A 19,262-nucleotide genomic window follows, 5' to 3' on the forward strand; every position below is an offset into this window, starting at 1 on the left:
TGATGCGACGTAGAAGGGCATACTGTCGCAATCAGGACAGTAGCTTCGTTTGATTTACGTAACTAATCAAAATTTATGTATATGAAGTATCTATTATTAAATGTATTCTTTGTAGGGTTGATCGTGTCTTCCTGCTCCAAATCTCCTGTTGATCCCATGGTAATTGTAGAACCGCCCGAGCCCGTAGAGATCATATTAGATAGTATAATGGAGGGCACGTTACACGGTATGACCGTAGGTGACGGTGCAGAGCAAGTTTATACTGACCTGCAATTGTTTACAAAAACTAAGGAGACCACAACTTATTTATCGATTACCGGACAGTTTAATCATGCGATAACAGATTTGAATGAGCGGGTTCCGCTTTATGCTTCACTGATTTTCGATCGTAAACCGAGTTCCCCAGCTGGCGGTCAGATTTATTTTGAAGGTAATGTAATCAAGACTATATACAATAGAGAAGGTAAGAAGCTTACAAGTTGGCCTAACCCTTCATCCAATGCCTTACGTGTAGGTGATTCTGTCGAAGATATCTATGGTAAGTTGGTTAAAATTCATGCTGATTCCCGCTTTTCAAACCTATTTGATTACATCGGTATGTTTCATAAAGATACAGATAAGGCCTTCGATCCTGTTCAACATCTATCAAATCTATGGCAGTTTAACTTTTCTATTGATGAAAAAAATGTAATTCGCTTAGATTTGATATTCGCAAATGGAGCATTAACAAAAATCAAATCCAGACATGAGCGGTATTTTTAAAAGTTAATTTTTAAAAAAACGAACCCCCTAAAACCGGGCGGTGATAGGGGGTTACCAAACCAATTATTAACCTACTAAATGATTATCAAATTATGTGCCAATAATTAATCATCGCTACATGTTTTTAGTTAACCTTCAAACCTTTTCACGTTAAACACCATCCAGTCTAGGAATAATGGCTCAAAAGGCAAGGAAATTGATGGACGTGATAAGTCCGCCGGTTATCTAATACGGATCGTCAGAAGCAAGAGTGATTACCAAGAAATCCACACATTATTGGATTGTTTCCACGCTAAGAAATTTACCTGTTGATCCGCTTTTGTCTCTTAAAGCATATTTGACAATTCTGTGTGTAGCAACACGTCATTCTCATTTTTATTTAGTTAATTTTGCCGTATTAAACCAAGATGTATTTTTTTGAAAGATCAACCTTTAAAAATTGTAGCTATCTCCGATACACACGGGCAGCATAGATCATTAAACCTGACCAAGGGTGATATAATCATTCATGCCGGAGATGTAAGTAAATCTGGCCGTCCGGAAGAAGTTCAGGATTTTTTGGATTGGTTTTCTAAATTAAAATTTTTGCACAAAATATTCATTGCAGGCAATCATGATTTTTTATTCGAAAATGTACGTCCTGACCTGATTAGTAAAATGATCCCCGAAGGAGTAACTTATCTCAATGATTCAGGTGTAGAAATAGCTGGGATGAAGATATGGGGATCGCCAGTTACACCTTGGTTCAATAATTGGGCATTTAATCGAGATCGAGGTAGTGAAATAAAGAACCATTGGGATTTGATACCAAACGACACGGATATTCTTATTACACATGGCCCACCGTTTGGGATTTTAGACGAAACGGTCTACGGAAAGCGAACGGGATGTGAAGAGTTACTGACACGAGTTTACCAGGTAAAACCTACATATCATGTTTTCGGGCATATTCACGAAGACTATGGTCAACTCGTCAAAGGAGAAACCACCTTTGTAAATGCTAGTGTTTTAGATGACTGGTATGATATGAAGAATAAACCGATTAACCTGTAAGCTTAGTTGTTTGCAGCTCACAATCCGGATTCTCATCCCTAGATACTAAAAAAGACATCCTATTCAGATGTCTTTTTTTAGTGGAGCCGGAGGGATTGTTTGCGCCCCGCGATCCCGCACTCAACCCGCAAAGAAAAAAATAGTTCGAACCCTCCCAGCGGGTTCTCATCCCTCCACAACAATAAAAGCTCAACTTTCGTTGAGCTTTTATTGTTGTGGAGCCGGAGGGATTCGAACCCTCGTCCAAACATAGTATAATTTACGCTTTCTACATGCTTAGCTACTCTTTGATTGTCGGGAGAGAGAAGGTGAGGCGCGTACCTATACTGTTCTCCGTATTTGCTGTATCTTACCAATGATTAGCAAAATCACATTGGCCAGTTCTATTGTTCGATGCCCCTGATGTTAAACCAAAGAACAGGATCTAACGGGACAAATAGCTATGTTAAGTCTAACTTAAGCAGCTAAGGCGTAGTTTTCTTCGCCAGTTGTAAAGTTGAAAGTTCAGATTAAAGTGCTCTACTAACAACGCACTGCATGCTTACATAATCATCGCTATCCTGTCAATTCCGGTCGACCCCGATTATGTATAAGATACAAATCTAAACATATTATTTGAATAGTAGATCATCAAAAAGTTTAATAAAAATTTCGAAATGCAAACAATTTTCTTTAACTTGTTGTTGTCCAATAAAAAAGTAGACAAAATTAATTAATACAATATGTCAGAAGATACCAATAAATCTGCGACGGGTTCAAAATCTGCTGCGGAATCTACAGATTCGAAGAATACACCGGCTAAACCTGCTACTTCTTCCAGCTCTGCAACAGCAAAGTCTGTAGCTAAGGCTACGACTACACCGGTGGCTAAACCAGCAGCTAAAAAACCAGCACCGGCAAAACCCGCTACTGCATCCAGCTCTGCTACAACAGCAAAGCCTGTAGCTAAGGCTACGGCTACACCAGCAGTTAAAAAACCAGCAGCAGCACCGGCTAAATCGGCTACTGCATCTAGTTCTGCTACAACAGCAAAGCCTGCGGCTAAGGCTACAACTACACCAGCGGCTAAAGCTGCAGCAGCTCCTGCAAAACCGGCTACTTCGTCCAGCTCCGCAACAACAGCAGTTAAAAAACCAGCAGCAGCACCGGCTAAATCGGCTACTGCATCTAGTTCTGCTACAACAGCAAAGCCTGCGGCTAAGGCTGCAGCAGCTCCTGCAAAACCGACTACTTCGTCCAGCTCCGCAACAACAGCAGTTAAAAAACCAGCAGCAGCACCGGCTAAATCGGCTACTGCATCTAGTTCTGCTACAACAGCAAAGCCTGCGGCTAAACCTGCAGCAGCACCTGCAAAACCGGCTACTTCTTCCAGCTCCGCAACAACAGCAAAGCCTGCTGCCAAAGCCACGACTGTACCAGCGGCTAAACCTGCAACAGCTCCTGCAAAACCGGCTAGCTCGTCTAGTTCGACAACTGTAAAGCCTGTTGCTAAACCAGCTACTTCGTCCAGCTCCGCAACAACAGCTAAGCCCGCAGCAGCGCCTGCAACACCAGCGGTTAAAGTCACTAAAAAAGAAGCGAAAAAAATCGAGAAAGAAGCGGGCTATAAAGAAGACGCGCCTAGCAAAGTAAAAGATGCAAAAGCAAAAAATGCGATAGCGAAAAAGACAAAGGAAGACGAAAAAACAAAGAAAAAGACTGACGAAAAAAAATCTAGCAAAAAAGTTAGTAAACCAAAAAAAGATAAAAAATTGGTCGCTAAAAAAGCTAAAAAGTCTAAAAACGAAGAAGGTACGTTGGATAAAATCAAAGACGTGATTAAGGGATTTTATAAAGATGTGCAGAAAGAAAAGAAGAGAATCACGAAAGACATCAGGAAGAAAGTCAAGAAGAAAAAATAATATTTCCCAAAATAAACAAGGTCCACTCTCAAAAGTGGACCTTGTTTATTTTGGGAAAACCGTCACGCTACCAGAACCTAAACTTTTTTCGTAACACCCTTTATAATCAATCGCAAAGTTGAATTTGTCGAGAAAAATGCCGACATCCAATTTCCTAAAAGCTTCCATTTGTTTCTAAATCCCGCAATCGGGAATAAGTGAATAATAAGCCACGTTAGCCATGCAAAGAAACCTTTGAATGAAAAAGAGGGCAAATCTGCCACAGCATGATAGCGGGAGATTACAGCCATACTTCCTTTATCTACATAGGAAAAGGGCTTCAGTAAGCTGTTAGTATCTCTTGCTTTTATATTTTTAGCTAATAATATACCTTGTTGAATAGCTACCTGCGCGAGCTGTGGATGCCCATTCGGATAATTGATATCGGCGGTTTGATAACATATATCGCCCAATGCAAAGATATCTTCCAATCCCTGTACCTGATTGTACTCATTGACCAAAACACGGCGTCCGCGGGTAATAACCTCGGCCGGCAAGCCCGGTAGTTCGCGTCCCGTTACACCGGAAGTCCAAATTAAGGTCTTGGTTTTTATTCTGATATCATTACTCAAGATAACATGTTCGTCGACATAGTCTTTAACAGCAATGTCGAGCATCACCTTTACACCCAATTTTTCTAATACACGCTTCGCTTCCTCTTGCGCTAAGATACTCATCGGGCCTAGCAGAGTTTTCGCTGCATCCACCAAATAGATGTGCGCATTAAAATCTTTGATTTCAGGATATTCCTTTTTAATGATGCGCTGGCCCAATTCGGCTACCATTCCTGCTATTTCAACACCGGAAGGCCCGCCCCCGGCAATTACAATATTCAGATAGCCCTCTCCCTCTGGAGTGCCCTGATAGCGAATATATTCCTCCATATTCAAAAGGAGTTTATTTCGGATACCCAGTGCTTCAGAAACAGTCTTCATTGGATAAGCGTTCTTCTTTACATTTTCAAGTCCAAAATAGTTACTTTCTGTCCCAACGGCCAACACGAGGTAGTCGTAAGATAAGGTACCATTGCTTGTTATCACCGCTCTATTATCGGAATCAATCTGTTTCAGTAGTCCTAAATGAAAGTATACGTTTTTGTTTTTATAGAACATCCTTCGAAACGGCATACTGATATTTGAGGGTTCAATGAAGGCAGTGGCTACTTGATAGATAAGTGGTGGAAAAAAATTGTAATTATTAATATCCACCAAGGTAATATGGTACCGTTTATCATCACAGATGGATTTGATGAAATTTATGCCGGCAAATCCACCACCTACTACTACAATATGCTTTACGTTCTTTTCCATTTTATTTATTCTACCAATTAACCTTCTGAAAGGTAATGGATTACACAAGGTATAACATTCATACGAAATGAATGTTTTCGTTAAATTTTCTTTGATTAAATATACTTCAATTCAAATATCTATTGATCTAGATGGCTATTTGAATTAAGATTTACGAATGGATACGGCATTTTTGTGCGCCTGTAACCCTTCGAGTTCAGCCAATATTTCTACGGTAGAACCGATCTGTTCAAGGCCTTCCTTCGAGATATGTTGAAAAGTAATTTTCTTGATAAAAGAATCGACAGACACACCCGAGTACGAACGCGCGTATCCGGACGTAGGTAAGGTATGATTTGTACCAGAAGCGTAGTCTCCCGCGCTCTCTGGAGTAAGATGTCCAAGAAATACCGATCCTGCATTTAGTATTAAAGAAGTGATCGTTTGCCAATTATCTGTTTCTAGTATCAGATGCTCGGGGGCATATTTATTGGAAAATTGTATGGCCTCCCTCAGATCCTGTACGAGGATAGCATATGAATTTTGGAGTGCTTTTTGCGCTAATTCCATTCGGGGCAATACAGCCAATTGTTTTACCAATTCGTCATTCACAGCATGGATAAGATCGATATCTGTTGCTACCAGTACCGCTTGGCTATCAATACCATGTTCCGCCTGAGCCAAAAGGTCAGCGGCTACAAAAGCCGGATTAGCCGACTTATCTGCGATAACCAATACTTCTGACGGACCCGCAGGCATATCAATGCTCACATTTGTCGTTCCTTGAATGATGCTTTTGGCTTTGGTTACGAATTGATTTCCTGGGCCAAAGATCTTATCAACCTTGGGAATAGATTCCGTACCATAAGCCATAGCGGCCACGGCCTGCGCACCGCCAACGAGAAAGATCTTTTTTATTTGAAGTAACTTCAAACAATACGCAACAAAACCGTTGATTTTACCCGATTTTTGAGGAGGCGAACAGACGACGATCTCGCGACATCCGGCAATGCGTGCCGGAACACCTAGCATCAGCAGTGTAGAAGGCAAAACCGCTGATCCTCCGGGTATATATAATCCAACTTTTTCTATAGGCCTCACCTCTCGCCAACATTTTACGCCAGGCATTGTTTCTACAACGCGCTCTTTACGAAGCTGGGTACTGTGAAATTTATGGATGTTCTGAAAGGCAATTTCCAAAGCACGTTGCTGGTCTCTCGAAATAGTAGCTGCCAATATATCAATGTCAGATTCATCCAGAAACAACTGATCAATTTGCACTTGGTCAAATTTAGCAGCGAAATCTCTTAGCGACTGGTCGCCCTTGGCTTTCACTTCTTCAACAATAGACACTACCGTATCTTGGATAGCATTATTGGGATCTGTGTTACGTGTTACGAGTCCTTCGATCTCTTTACTTGATAATTCGGTATAGTGATACGTTTTTAGCATTACAAAATTATTTTTTCGATAGGCATTACGACTATTCCCTGCGCTCCAGCCGATTTTAATCTGTTAATTTTACCCCAGAAATCATCTTCCGAAATCACGGTATGAACAGCTACCCAACCTTCCTCAGCTAACGGAACTACCGTTGGGCTTTTGACACCGTGCAGGAGTTCTGTAATCAATGGGAGATTAGATTTCTCGACATTCAATACAACATATTTAGTTTCTTTAGCGCGCAATACAGATTTTATGCGCTGTAGTAATTCACACAGGATCTCATTTTCTTCCAAACCGTCACGTCCAATTAAGATTGCTTCCGACGTCCTTACGTCAGCAAAAGGTTTCAACCCATTACTTTTTAAGGTACCTCCGGTAGAAACGATGTCACATATCGCGTCAGATAATCCCAAACCAGGTGCAATCTCCACAGATCCTGATATTTCTTGGACGTCGGCTTTGATATTATATTCTGTTAAAAAGTTTTTAAGAATCACCGGATAAGAAGTAGCAATGGATTTTCCATTTAAATCTTTCAGATCTTGAATGCTCGAGTCCTTTGGAATAGCTAATTTCAATGTGCATTTTCCAAAACCTAATCGTTGTAGGTAGGCGACTTTTGCTTCCGTCTCGTCTATCACATTCTCGCCTACGATACCGAGGTCTGCTATTCCTTCCTCAACATATCCCGGAATATCATCATCGCGTAAGAAAAGGATTTCAAGGTTAAAGTTAGAAACAGTTGTAATTAACGAACTTTTATAATTTTCAAAATCAAGGCCACAGTTTTTTAAAAGTTGTACTGATTTCTCATTTAATCTACCCGATTTTTGGATAGCTATTTTTAGATTTTTCAAAATGCTTTTTGGTATTAGTTGAATAAAATTATCAATATTTAATATAGACACAGAGGAAAAATTGCTTCACGTAGAAACACATAACATTACATATCGCCATGGTGGCGATGATGGAAGTGTACGTGATGTGTAAACAAATATGTCATTAATTACTAATAATATACAAAAATAGCGTTTTAATTAATTTATACAAAAAATAGTTGTCCTATTTTTGAATATATTTAAAACCTCAGTCCATTACTTTAATGTCGTTAGCCCTTCATAGTACTGACGCAATAAAAAACGATAAGGTGTAATACCATGATGGTAGTAGGCGCCATCATTAACCTTAAAATAATCGAAATATCGATTATTCACCAATAATGTAATAGGTATTCCCGGACGAACAAAATAGGTTGTATTCACTGCTTCCGGTAGTTGAAGCTCGGGCAGCATGGAATTCATGACCCCACCGGCATAACCTCCAAGATACTTTTGATAGGATTTGGACGATTTAGTAGAATATTTAATCATTTTCCGAAAGGCTCGCTTGAGCATAATTCTTTTAAAAAAAGGCAAATTATCAAATCTTTTTATCATGTCCAAAATGGGATTAGGTTCGTTCATGTCTATATCTACCTGTTGTGTGGTAAAAGGCATTTCTGGAACTGGGTCTCCAGAATTCACGATACTAAACGCCCAACCATCTCGGGTAAGGTTGTCATAATCATAGGCAAAATACATATTACCCACCTTAGGTGGAGCACTGGCATAAGTCTTAATCTGCAAAAGAGGATATCTTTCGCTTTTTTTTAAATGCAACATCCAAGAGCTAATGAGATAACACAACGATCCGCCCTGACTGTGTCCGGCAATAAGGTAATTATAATACCCATTTTTATACAACGAATCAAGCTTTGGGGCGATATCATCGGATAAATAACTGAATCCAATGAGAAAACCGGCATGCACAGCGGCCCGCTCATCATCTGCTAGATGATACGTGATATTTTTGTTGTTTGCAAGCTTAACCTGGCCTTTTGCTGGCATCATCGCACAGTAAAAGTCGGCCAATATTGATTTGGGATCTGCTGTGGTACCGCGTAGTAAAATGACGATGGTTGAATCCTCCCTGACCCATAAGTCCCATGCATTATCCAAACCAATATTTTGAGATCGGTAAAGAAATTTATAACCAGATTGAAAGCCATTGAAATTATCGCCTTTTGTGGTATCCGAAAATGCGACATTTAACGCAAGCAACTCATCGCATTCTTTAGCATCAAATCCCACAGAAAATTTTCTGGCTGGAAACTGCGAGTAGGCTGTCAAAAAACTGTAAAAACATAGAATCGTTAATAGTGATATTTTCATCTATATATAATTTGTCTTTTAAAGGCGATGAAGCTATCAGATTTATTCATTCCCCTGTGTGGTTTGAATAAATCATGATGGTTTCATATATAGTTATTTCGCGGACTTTCCCCTCTGTAGTCCAAAAGAACATTTCGTAACGTGAATTTAGCTGTTTTAATTTATACCCGTGTTATTAATACATTACTTTTTTCAAAACACATATACCCAGGCGATTCTATCACACGATGCTCAATTTTTAAGTACTACATCCGTATCAAGCCATTGTATTCGAACACACTACTATTTCCTTCTCTACTGAAGCAAAATTAGCACCTAGCTATTACTTCGTTGTCAACAATAGCCCGGTGCTAGGTATATAGAAGCGTTTAGGCGAGTGGTGTATGCACCAGCAGGACGTAGCTATACGAACTCCCTTTCAGGCAACTTTTTAATACGCAGCCGTCTTTCATAAAGATATTTTACCCGTTTCAATTTATAGAAATCAAAAAAAGAAATAATTACTAGAACTAGACATACGAGATAAAATGTTTGATTACCGAAATAAACATAGTACACCCCACTGACCAATCCGCCAAGAAAATAGGCAAACAAAATGATCAATAACAAATGAAATTTATCGACCAACTGTTTGTTCTGCCTATTCTTTGCCTTTGTGAACATAGAAACCAAAATTGCTAAATCGGTTGTTAAACCGGTTAAATGTGTGGTCTTTACGACAGAATTTGAAATACTCGCTGTTAATCCATTTTGCAGCCCCATAGCGAACAGCAGGGCACCCACTAGAAGTTCAGTTTCTTGCAAAGAGTCATTATAAAAAAAATCGAGGTACACGCCCACAAATAGAATACTTAGCAGTTCGAGCACCACGGGGACCGCGTGTGACACATATTGCCCCCATAATCCCTTTCCGTGTATGATGACTGCATTTGAAATTACACCTCCAAAGAAAAATAGAAGAATCCAAAAAAGTACCACTGCTCCCTGGTACCAATTTCCCTTCGATAACTCTTGCGCAAAAACCGCGTAATAACCGGTAATGTTTGACGTAAATGCAAAAAAGACAATAACGGATATGACATTCACCATACCAGCGGAAAATGCAGTCAAGCCGCCCAACTTAATATTATCGTTAATCGTTCTATGATTACTATATTTTCTTAGCATATTTTTCTTCGTACCCCTTTCTTTCTAATTTAATTTTAAGTACGCCTCTCACCTGAAGGTCAAGATTGAGATGCAGTTCTAACGTATTTCGATCTATGTTCGCGATTTGAAAACTTTCAAGTTGTTTGCCTTCCCTAACCAATTGCAGGATATGTCCCCGACCTCTGATGTACCACTCTATACGTTCGTTCAACGAATTGTTAGCCGCTTTTATCGTCCCATCTTTATCAAATTTCCAAACTTCAACATTAAAAAATTCAAGATCTTTCATAATTTCAGCTCTTAAACTATTTTGCAGTTTCCATTCAGAATGTTGCACTGCTCCATCAGTTTTTTCCAAATACCATCCCGTTTCGACCCATTCCCCTTGTATAAGCCGTTCTGGATTCTCAAAATGCATCACTATATATGCTGCTGTTATCAACAACGAAACCAATAATATATAAGTGATAGCAAGTAGCCTTTTTCGCTTAAAATGTAACATTCCAATTCCTCCTAAAAAACAAACTATCTAACTTATCTATTACAGGGATACTTTCTGACTGTGTGTCCAGATAAATTACCGAAAGGCCAATCCTAGAATTCCTATTGAATGTCGCTAATAAGTCGAAACTTTTCGGCGTAACTTTCTCAAACCGAAAATCTTTTGCAACCACGAGATGATCTATCCGATTGCCCCTAAAGTAGTTTTTAAAATAGTTATCCGTTTGTGATGTGATGATGTCTGCATACATTTCATTTATCCGCTCGCCATATTTCGAACGCATGAGTTGACAGGCTTTAATGAACTCTTCGGTTTGCAGGTCTTCTAAATGATCCTCAGGGTGAAAGCCAAGTAACTCGGTAATGGAGTTATCAGATTGTAGGCCATGTATGAGGATGATTTCGAAATGTTGATCCGCATACCTGTCTAACAAATCTACAACGATATTTAATGAATTGACAGTGAAGTCTGTTTGAATGATAACACGCTTTGCCTTAACCATATTTGATTTTTTTTCAAAGTTAGGATAGCGGAATTGCAACCAGATTAGTCCCACATTAGTTTTATATGAGACTTTTTAGACTGATATTAGAATGTGATTAAAAGAGATGCTTACAGATTAAAATAGAATTAGAACGAGCTAATAGTTGGAAATTCTATACGTACAGTAGTGCCTTCGGCTAGTACAGAAGATACATTTAACTTTCCATTGTGCATCCGTATAATATTACGTGCCAACGGTAGTCCTATCCCATATCCCGAAAAATTACCGGTATTAGAAGCTCTAAAGTAAGGGTCAAAAATGTAGGGGATATCCTGTTCAGGAATACCAATACCTTCATCTTTAATTAACACTATTACGCTGTCTTCAAGTGCGCCAAGTGCTACGTAAGCTGTATGGTTAGCGGAGTATTTACATGCATTCGATATGATATTCGAAAAAGCCAGTTGTAGTAAGGCGGATGACCCAATGACCTTTAGCTTCATACTATCTTCAGGAAGCATTGTAAAATCAGTTTTTATATGGAACCGTTCGTTGATCGCTTTAACGGTAAGATCGGCATCCATAATAATCTGATCAATGCGTACGGGCTTAAAATTACTCCCGTTGTTTTCATATCCTGTGCGTGCCAATAGCAGTAAGGCATTTGTTTTTTTCTCTAGATTGTCTGCCGAAGTAATTATTTTCGTTAGTGATTGTTGATATTCTTCGATGCTTCTTTCCTTCGACAATGCTAGATCAGCCGTTCCAATAATAGAAGTCAATGGGGTATTTAATTCATGGGATGCATTACTGATAAAGTTCTTCTGTGTTTCAAAAGAAGTCTCTATTCGTGCCAACATTCTATTAAATGTCATCGCCAATTTATTCAATACGCTCTTGTCTTCCGTTTCTCTAAGCCGAAGAAATAGATTCTCTGAACCTATTTTTTCCACCTCATTAATAATACCATTAATCGGCCTTAGAAATGATCGCTTTACGAGTAACGAGACCACGGTTACAAAAAGAACCCCTAAAACTAAACTGATAAATAACAAGTTTCTAAGATATGCAATGTGATGGGTGTAGAAATAATTCTCGGCCGAGACACCTATAATATACATTCTACCGTCTTTCTTGTAGACATCTGTTGAATAAAATTTGCTTGCTATTTTAAAATTAGCATTGCTTTTTTTATTAAGATTGTCCCAAAGTTTCAGATCCAATCCGTTGTTGTATAAAATATTATTTTCTTGATCAAATTCAACAATGAAATTATGTTGGTTGTCGAGGTTTTCGACGTGCTCATAAGTCCATTTGAAATTTCCGTCTCTAGGATCTTCATTGAGCATTTGTTCGGCTGCCAGTTTTCTTCTTAGATCCAGTCGTTTATAAAAATCTGTAAAGGCGAAGTTAGAAATAGAATAAAAAATAAAAATCACAAAAGACACTGTGTAAACAATCAGTATAGCAATGAGCGAATATAGCGTTCTATTATATTTGTGCATTTCTAAATATCGTCTATCTTTAGGACATATCCCATACCTATCACCGTATGTATAGCCTTCTTATTTGTTATCTTTTCAATTTTTTTTCTCAAATAATTAACATAAACATCCACCACATTAGATCCGATATCGAAATTGATTCCCCATACCTTATCCAAAAGTTCATTTCGATGAAACACCTTTTTAGGAGTCTGAATAAATAGCATTAAGAGTCGATATTCTGTTGATGTAAGATTTAGTTCTTGACCTTCACAATATGCTATTTTTTTAAAATCATTTAGTTCCAAGAAACCATAGCTATATCTCTTTTCTTCCTGATTGATCAAATGGTTCGCAATTTCACTTTTCCTTCGGATTAAAGACCGAACCCGAGCTTTTAACTCAATAAGCTTAAATGGTTTAGATAAGTAATCGTCAGCGCCGCTGTCGAGACCTAACACGACATTTTCCGGACTTCCCAAAGCGGTTACCATCAATACAGGTAAATCCTTAAAGCCTAAATTTCGCAAATTTTTACATATTTCAAGCCCGTTCACCTCTGGTAACAATACATCCAAAACAACGAGGTCAATACGACCATTATTTAATATTTGAAGCGCATCTTCATAATTACTTACGTGCGAAACGATGTAACCATCTTCGATCAATCCCTGTACAATGAAATCTGCTACGTTTCGCTCATCCTCCACTAACAAAATTTTTTTCGCCACCATATTGATCAGAATTACTTTTAATTAAGGTTTGCGAAAATATACAAATATTTCCATAAATTAAGAAATAGGCTACATTTCGTATGGGACGTATAACCTCCAAACTAGGCAAAAAGCCTCCAATATCGGGGAGATGTGGAGGCTTAAACCATCAATCTGTTACTGGAAGTCGGGTACTGATTGCAATACGATTCCACGCGTTGATCGTAACGACTGCTATAATAATCTGTGCAATTACCTCTTCCGAAAAGAACTCCTTGGCCGACTCGTAAGTCTCCTCTGTAAGTCCATGTTGATGAATAAGCGTAATTTCTTCGGTGATGGCAAGAAGCACTTTTTCCTCAGCTGAAAATTTGTCTGTTTCCTGCCAGGCATTTAACAAAAAAATACGCTGTGTAGTTTCCCCGTTTTTTAGGGCATCCTTTGTATGCATATCGATGCAAAACGCACAGCCATTGATCTGCGAAGCTCTGATTTTAATTAATTCCTTCTGTGATTTTGTTAGTTGTGAAGCCGCTAGATAAGCCTCTAAACCATACATGGCTTTGTAAGCCTCTGGCTGAACATTCTGGATGTTAAAGCGATTTTCCATATCTAAATCCTAGTTTAAAATTATTAATGATACCCAAAAGTCGACATTATTATCACAAAAAAACTTAAACTGGTTTAAGAACCGCTTAGTGTGTTGTTCTTATTGCTCATTTTTTCTTTCTAAGCTCGCTTAGATATTCTGGCGTAAAACCAAGAAAAGAAGCCAAAAGTTTCTGCGGAATACGTTGTACAAACTCCGGATATTTGGAAATAAACGTCTTATAAATTTCATCTTTTGGCAATCTCAAATATTTCATTCGAAAAATTGCCGCCGCATAAGCACGTTCATAAATCTGACGGAAATATTTCTCCATTTCTGGAAACCCTTCGAGTAATGTATCCCAATCCGATTTCTTAATTCCCAAAAGCAAACTATCCTCCACAGCCTGAATACAAAACGACGATTTTGCGCTTCGATGAAATGCATCGATATCCGTCATCCACCAAGTCTCCAACGCAAATTGAATAGTTTGATCAGTACCCTTTTCATCTGTATAAAATAAACGAAGGCAGCCTTCCGACACAAAATATATATAGGTACAAAGTTGCTCCTCATTTAATATGATTTCCTTTTTTTGTACCTCGAATAACACAAAGGACCGTGCTATTATTTCTAAAGCACCGTCGTGTATTGGTATAAATTTTTTAACATGCTGGAATAGCGTGTCGTACATTTTCATCGGCTATTTACAGTTGCTTAACGATATGCTAAGATACGATTCTTGCACGAAATCCAACCACTTCTACTGCCTAGCCTATTTGTTATTTAACAATTTGCGTAAATAGTGCACCGGGATATCCGTGACGGTTTCATCCGATAAATTCCCAGAAAGAGTAGTTATCGTGGTGTTTCCAATGTTAATTTCACATTTTCTTTTTGTAGACAACGCTAATGCAGAGATGTGTCCTACATTGCCCTGTTTTACGTCAAACAAAATTTTAGAGTCATTAGCATCCAACGAAACGTGCTGTAGGTTCGCTTCTTTTATCGTGACGACGCTACTATCTGAATGCAGGGTAAGTTTGCCGATTTCAGCAAGAGATAGCTCATTCCTATCTTTGCCGCTAATGTCAAAACTGGAATTTTTCACGTCTAAAATTAAATGACTGATGTTAGTTTCATCTGCAAAAGAAAGATTCGACAACTTTTCTGCCTTGATGTGTACCTGATTTGCTTTTGCCATAAAGCCGTAAATACGTACATCTGAGATAGAAATTTCATCGGGTTCCGGCGAAAAAAGCGATAAAGTTACCGGTACATAATCTTTCATATTTTTAAAATCGAGGATTAGATTACCGGTAGCATCGATTTTATGAACGAAAGTAGCTTCTTTGCCCCTATCCACTTTAATGGCAAATTCATCACTTTTCACCAATTGTATATTTAATGGCGTGCCATCAACACCTAAGATGGTTATCCGTTTAAAAGGCTGTGAGCTGATGGTAGTCATGTATTGGTCGGCTACCTGTAGGCTTTTTGCCTCTTGCTGTATCATAGCAGTATACTGTTCTGCATCTACCCGACTGGAACTCGCCACGATATAAACTACGCTTAGCGGCAACACAAGGGTTATAGTTGCCACAGCGATTAATAGTTTGTTACTTAATTTCATCTATTTGTTTTTTATTGCTATAACTGTTTTGCTTCAATGGGATCTATACGATCGAAAGCGTATCCTATTTTTAACATTAATCTTTTTTGAAGTTTCGTTCAATAAAAGTCTGATACCGATCCACTATTTCGTTGATGCCGATATCTAATAAATATATATTCTTAAATACCTGTGGTAATTCCTCCTCGACGAAGATCGTTTTTCGGTACGCTAATACCTGTCTTACCGCATCTGTATCCAGAAAAAAGCCGACCCCTCTCTTGTTGTTGATAATGCCTTTCTGTTGTAATAGTTCATACGTACGTGCTACCGTATTTGGGTTTACCTCTACACTGACTGCCAAGTCCCTAACGGAGGGGATTTTTTCATCCGGTTTCCAGCTACCGAGTAATATATGCTCACAAACGTGTTCTGCAATTTGTAAATAGATCGCCTTGTTATTGTTAAAATCCATATTAAACCTCCTTTTCTTTCAGGCGTAGGTAGCTTAAAAACCAAAAAGCTATGCTCAATAATACTCCCGCCGCACAAAAAAACTTTAACACATTTATTTCATCTCGCCAAAATCCCCCTCCTATCCAAATTGTCTCTCTGCTCGTTTGATGCATCGCTAAGCTCATTATCCCAATCCAGCATCCAACATAGACTAATAAGCTGATCGCTGTTTTGATATAATGCGCGTTCAGAAAATAAATCGAGCCCAATAGAAAAGCGCTGTTTAGAAGGAAGGGTACGAATAACATATAATACGCCTGTCTGGGCCAATGGCCACTAAAAAAATATCCCAGATGATCGATCATAACGGGTGTGCCTTCCGGGTTTACGTATGAGGTAGTGGCCGTTGCAAAGCTGCGGATATAGGCTAAGAAAGCCATATCGATCAGACTAAAAACCAACATGTAGGAACCGATAGTCAGCACAACAGTATAAACGATGCTGGAGAGGTATTTTTCCATTCGAGACGCGGGAATCAACAGTTCAATAATAGCCTTAGATTTTTGTCCTAAATCCGAAAAATAACTGCTTGACATCATCGTTAAAAACAACAAGCCTACACAGACGAAAAGCACGGGTCTAAAAGTAAGTGTATCTCGCCAGTTCTGGCCTCCTTCTTTTATTTCCTCACTTATGTAAAAGCCGTAAAAAGAGATGACAACACCCACTACAACGGCTAGCGAGATAAGATAAATTTTCCCGAAACTAATCCATTGCCGTCGTAACAACAGAGAAAACCGCTTGAAATCAAAGATATTATTCATGATGAGCTGTATTTAAAATTGAAGTTATGTTGCTTTTCTGTGTTAAAACGGCATTAAATAATAGTTCCATATCCAGTTTGGAGTCCTCTAATTTGTTATTAGCGGCAATGACCTGATAACCACCTAAAGATTCTTCAGCATATAACACCGTATTATCAAGTTCCTTCACCTTCTTAAATGTAAATGCAGCTGTAATCTCATCAATAGCAGCACTCAATGCTACTTTCTGTTCGTCTAAAAGAATAACCGCATCGATTAGATTATCCAGATCACGTACCTGATGGGTAGAAATAATAATGCAACGATCGTCCGTCATTGCTGAGGCCATAATTTTGCGAAACTGTGCTTTAGACGGAATATCTAATCCGTTTGTTGGCTCATCCATGATGATTAATTTCGCGTTAGTTGCTAACCCAAAGGCGATAATGTACTTCTTCTTTTGCCCATAGCTCATCTCCGAGAGCTTCTGCTGAACAGGAATATCAAACTCCGAAAGCAACCGATTTAGGTAAGCATGATCAAAACTAGGATAGAACGGTGCATTGACTTTCACGTAGGTCGATGATTTAACAGACGGCAAGTGAAATTCTTCAGGAATAAAACTAATCTGTTGTAAAAGCGAGGGTTCGCGCTTCGTGGGATTATGTCCGAGTACTTGCAATGAACCGGCGGACGGATAAACCAAACCCGCAATGTTTTTCAACAAGGTGGATTTACCTGCGCCGTTTTTCCCAAGTAAACCATAAATATGCCCCGCAGTGAGCTGCATATGCATGTTTGCAAATAAAGGCCTCGCTTTATTATAATTGAAATGTAGGTTTTGAATAGTTATCATATCAGTGTACTACTTAAATAATACACTAAACTACAGCTATTCTTTTAATTTCCAAATTTTTTATAAAAAACATTTATGCGAACCTAAAAGGCATGAGTGTCATTCAAATGTCTATTTTGGAAAAACATTTCTCTTAGTGTATAAAAAACACTATATTTGTGTCATCATAATTTAGGTTTATAATTGGTTAGTAAAGGTTTTCATTCTCCCCGTTTGAAAACCTTTCTTTTTATCCTTATTATCTAATTGGCACATCGTTTCTTTTACTTCTATAACGTACTTTTTCTGCGAGCTTTTTAATTTTCTTTTTTAGCGCAGCTTAGTAAATCTTACCGTTTCTAGCATATGGTTTTCTCTACCACCTGCTGTTTGAAAATCTCCAACTTTCATCGTTAATAGCGTCCCCCTTTCAGTATGAATCAGGATGTAGTGGTCGTTGATTTCCTATTCTATATCCCAATGCATTATACTCACTACACATGTTTTATCGTGCAGTTCTAGAATACGTGCCAATTATCTGTCCGAAATGGCGCAACCGGCAAGCCAGTGTCTGTAAATAAATTTGGCGTGGATGTATTAGTAAATCCAAAACGCACCGCTACAGGTTTCTTTACCTCTTTTGAATAGACCAACAGTTCGTTACCCTTCAGCTTAAAACTTGCCGGGTGAAAAATTTGGTCTTCGCCTGCAATAAACAGGTCAATAATTTCCTTTCCTTTCACGACCAAATCACCTTGCAAATGATGGAAGGATATTCTTATTTTATCGCTTTCGGTTTGATAGCCTTTAAAAATAGGAGACTGGAAATCGACTGCTCCTTTTCCATAAGGATATACCAAAGCGAGATCTGCCAAGCGATCTGCAACAGCTTTTTTCTTTTGCGGATGTATATCCTTGATATTGTCGACAAGATCAGTTGTAACGACCATTCCTGTATGAGACAATGTCAAAGCAGTTCTAGCTTGTTGCTCTCTTAGAAGAGCTGCATTAGGAACGTCATATTTATACGTATAAGGTGCTATCTGTACAAAATAAAAAGGGAATTCGCTATTCCACGCCTTGCGCCAGGAAGAAACCATTGTCTGCATTAGCTTATCGTATCCGCTGTAAGATATGGTATTATCTTCTCCCTGGTACCATAATACCCCTGCGATCCCGTAATTTACCAAAGGATACACCATACTGTTCCAAAGTACGCCGGGTTGATGAGGTTTCCTAGGAGCCTTTTTTTGCAGTAATGCATTTTTTATAAGTTCAGGATCTTCGTCTATCATTTCTTTAGGTGTCCAAAACTCTGCAGAAGTCCCGCCCCAACTTGAGTTTATAATACCGATAGGTACGCCAAGTTCGGTCTGTAACCGTTCCGCGAAGAAATACCCTATGGCTGAAAAACTTTCCGCTGTCGTCGGGTTGCATTCCGTCCATTGATCAAAAATATTATCCTGCGGGGCCTGTGCAGCTAGGTTACTCACCTGCAAAAATCTTATGTTTTTATTATTGATTGTCGGCAATATCTGCTTGATTTCCTTAAGGTTATTGCGTGCGGACCACTGCATATTAGATTGTCCCGCGCACAGCCAGACCTCGCCGACCAGTACATTATTCAATACAAGATATTGATCGTGAGACTGTAATTTGATGGTGTGTGGTCCGCCTCCATCGGGTGTACTAACTTTGGCTTTCCATCTTGCGTCGCCAGACACTGTACAGGAAACGGTATCGGTCGTCCAAGAGGGTAAAATATGCACCTGCTGCCCTGCTCTTCCCCACCCCCAGATATACACATCGGTATTTCGTTGCAAAACCATATTATCCGAAAAAAAAGACGGCAAACGCAACTGTTGGGCCTTAGAGATTCCCGACAATAGGATAGCAAATAGGATGAAAAGCGAGAATTTTTTCATAATTTTTAGT

The 19,262-nt window shown here is 38.9% G+C and carries 20 protein-coding genes and 1 other RNA gene; 3 read left to right on the plus strand and 18 right to left on the minus strand.

Translation table 11 applies throughout. The features are described from left to right. The first annotated feature begins 81 nt into the window (after positions 1-81). Complete coding sequence (locus C4F40_RS05275; RefSeq protein ID WP_196938309.1) at positions 82-762, plus strand: hypothetical protein; 681 nt, start codon at positions 82-84, stop codon at positions 760-762. Positions 763-1,179: 417 nt separating this feature from the next. Next, a complete protein-coding gene (locus C4F40_RS05280) occupies positions 1,180-1,815 on the plus strand; it encodes a metallophosphatase domain-containing protein (RefSeq protein ID WP_196938310.1) in 636 nt (211 codons plus the stop codon). A 213-nt stretch (positions 1,816-2,028) separates the two neighbouring features. Here the strand turns inward: C4F40_RS05280 and ssrA are convergent. After that, positions 2,029-2,396: a transfer-messenger RNA gene (gene ssrA / locus C4F40_RS05285) on the minus strand. Between the two features lie 131 nt (positions 2,397-2,527). Further along, positions 2,528-3,382 carry a hypothetical protein gene (locus C4F40_RS05290; protein WP_196938311.1) on the minus strand — a complete coding sequence of 285 codons (855 nt, stop codon included), beginning with the start codon at positions 3,380-3,382 and terminating at the stop codon, positions 2,528-2,530. Positions 3,383-3,566: 184 nt separating this feature from the next. Here C4F40_RS05290 and C4F40_RS05295 point away from each other — a divergent pair, with 184 nt between their 5' ends. Continuing rightward, positions 3,567-3,716 carry a hypothetical protein gene (locus tag C4F40_RS05295; protein ID WP_196938312.1) on the plus strand — a complete coding sequence of 50 codons (150 nt, stop codon included), beginning with the start codon at positions 3,567-3,569 and terminating at the stop codon, positions 3,714-3,716. 77 nt (positions 3,717-3,793) lie between these two features. On the opposite strand, the gene C4F40_RS05300 is transcribed toward C4F40_RS05295, so the two are convergent. From C4F40_RS05300 to C4F40_RS05375, 16 genes are all read right to left on the minus strand, one after another. Then, on the minus strand, positions 3,794-5,065 hold the full coding sequence (locus tag C4F40_RS05300; RefSeq protein WP_196938313.1) for an NAD(P)/FAD-dependent oxidoreductase: 1,272 nt from the start codon (positions 5,063-5,065) through the stop codon (positions 3,794-3,796). 144 nt (positions 5,066-5,209) lie between these two features. Beyond that, positions 5,210-6,496 (minus strand): histidinol dehydrogenase, encoded by a 1,287-nt coding sequence (gene hisD / locus C4F40_RS05305; RefSeq protein WP_196938314.1) that lies wholly within the window; start codon positions 6,494-6,496, stop codon positions 5,210-5,212. Next, complete coding sequence (gene hisG / locus C4F40_RS05310) at positions 6,496-7,347, minus strand: ATP phosphoribosyltransferase (protein ID WP_196938315.1); 852 nt, start codon at positions 7,345-7,347, stop codon at positions 6,496-6,498. Before hisG ends, hisD begins: the two co-directional genes overlap by 1 nt. 237 nt (positions 7,348-7,584) lie before the next feature. Continuing rightward, positions 7,585-8,700, minus strand: a complete 1,116-nt coding sequence (locus tag C4F40_RS05315) for a lipase family protein (RefSeq protein ID WP_196938316.1) — start codon at positions 8,698-8,700, stop codon at positions 7,585-7,587. A 402-nt stretch (positions 8,701-9,102) separates the two neighbouring features. After that, positions 9,103-9,867: a YoaK family protein gene (locus C4F40_RS05320; protein WP_196938317.1), complete on the minus strand. Its 765-nt coding sequence runs from the start codon at positions 9,865-9,867 to the stop codon at positions 9,103-9,105. Next, a complete protein-coding gene (locus tag C4F40_RS05325; RefSeq protein WP_196938318.1) occupies positions 9,851-10,351 on the minus strand; it encodes a hypothetical protein in 501 nt (166 codons plus the stop codon). Before C4F40_RS05325 ends, C4F40_RS05320 begins: the two co-directional genes overlap by 17 nt. Then, positions 10,338-10,853, minus strand: coding sequence for a hypothetical protein (locus C4F40_RS05330; protein ID WP_196938319.1), 516 nt, complete (start codon positions 10,851-10,853; stop codon positions 10,338-10,340). The genes C4F40_RS05325 and C4F40_RS05330 overlap by 14 nt, the downstream gene beginning before the upstream one ends. Positions 10,854-10,981: 128 nt before the next feature. After that, positions 10,982-12,274, minus strand: coding sequence for a sensor histidine kinase (locus C4F40_RS05335; RefSeq protein ID WP_231389925.1), 1,293 nt, complete (start codon positions 12,272-12,274; stop codon positions 10,982-10,984). Positions 12,275-12,342: 68 nt separating this feature from the next. After that, positions 12,343-13,053 (minus strand): response regulator transcription factor, encoded by a 711-nt coding sequence (locus C4F40_RS05340; protein ID WP_196938321.1) that lies wholly within the window; start codon positions 13,051-13,053, stop codon positions 12,343-12,345. A 148-nt stretch (positions 13,054-13,201) separates the two neighbouring features. Beyond that, positions 13,202-13,642, minus strand: coding sequence for a carboxymuconolactone decarboxylase family protein (locus tag C4F40_RS05345; RefSeq protein WP_196938322.1), 441 nt, complete (start codon positions 13,640-13,642; stop codon positions 13,202-13,204). A gap of 106 nt (positions 13,643-13,748) precedes the next feature. Next, the gene (locus C4F40_RS05350) at positions 13,749-14,315 is read right to left on the minus strand and encodes a Crp/Fnr family transcriptional regulator (RefSeq protein ID WP_196938323.1); all 567 of its coding nucleotides are present in this window, start codon (positions 14,313-14,315) and stop codon (positions 13,749-13,751) included. An 81-nt stretch (positions 14,316-14,396) separates the two neighbouring features. Next, positions 14,397-15,254, minus strand: coding sequence for a hypothetical protein (locus tag C4F40_RS05355; protein WP_196938324.1), 858 nt, complete (start codon positions 15,252-15,254; stop codon positions 14,397-14,399). A gap of 76 nt (positions 15,255-15,330) precedes the next feature. Next, positions 15,331-15,708, minus strand: a complete 378-nt coding sequence (locus C4F40_RS05360; protein ID WP_196938325.1) for a GntR family transcriptional regulator — start codon at positions 15,706-15,708, stop codon at positions 15,331-15,333. A 1-nt stretch (position 15,709) separates the two neighbouring features. Further along, on the minus strand, positions 15,710-16,513 hold the full coding sequence (locus tag C4F40_RS05365; protein ID WP_196938326.1) for a hypothetical protein: 804 nt from the start codon (positions 16,511-16,513) through the stop codon (positions 15,710-15,712). Further along, positions 16,506-17,348: an ABC transporter ATP-binding protein gene (locus C4F40_RS05370; protein ID WP_196938327.1), complete on the minus strand. Its 843-nt coding sequence runs from the start codon at positions 17,346-17,348 to the stop codon at positions 16,506-16,508. The genes C4F40_RS05365 and C4F40_RS05370 overlap by 8 nt, the downstream gene beginning before the upstream one ends. A 497-nt stretch (positions 17,349-17,845) precedes the next feature. Further along, a complete protein-coding gene (locus C4F40_RS05375) occupies positions 17,846-19,252 on the minus strand; it encodes a sialate O-acetylesterase (protein ID WP_231389926.1) in 1,407 nt (468 codons plus the stop codon). Positions 19,253-19,262: the final 10 nt, after the last annotated feature.

The organism is Sphingobacterium pedocola, from assembly GCF_015209965.1.
GTDB lineage: Bacteria > Bacteroidota > Bacteroidia > Sphingobacteriales > Sphingobacteriaceae > Sphingobacterium > Sphingobacterium pedocola.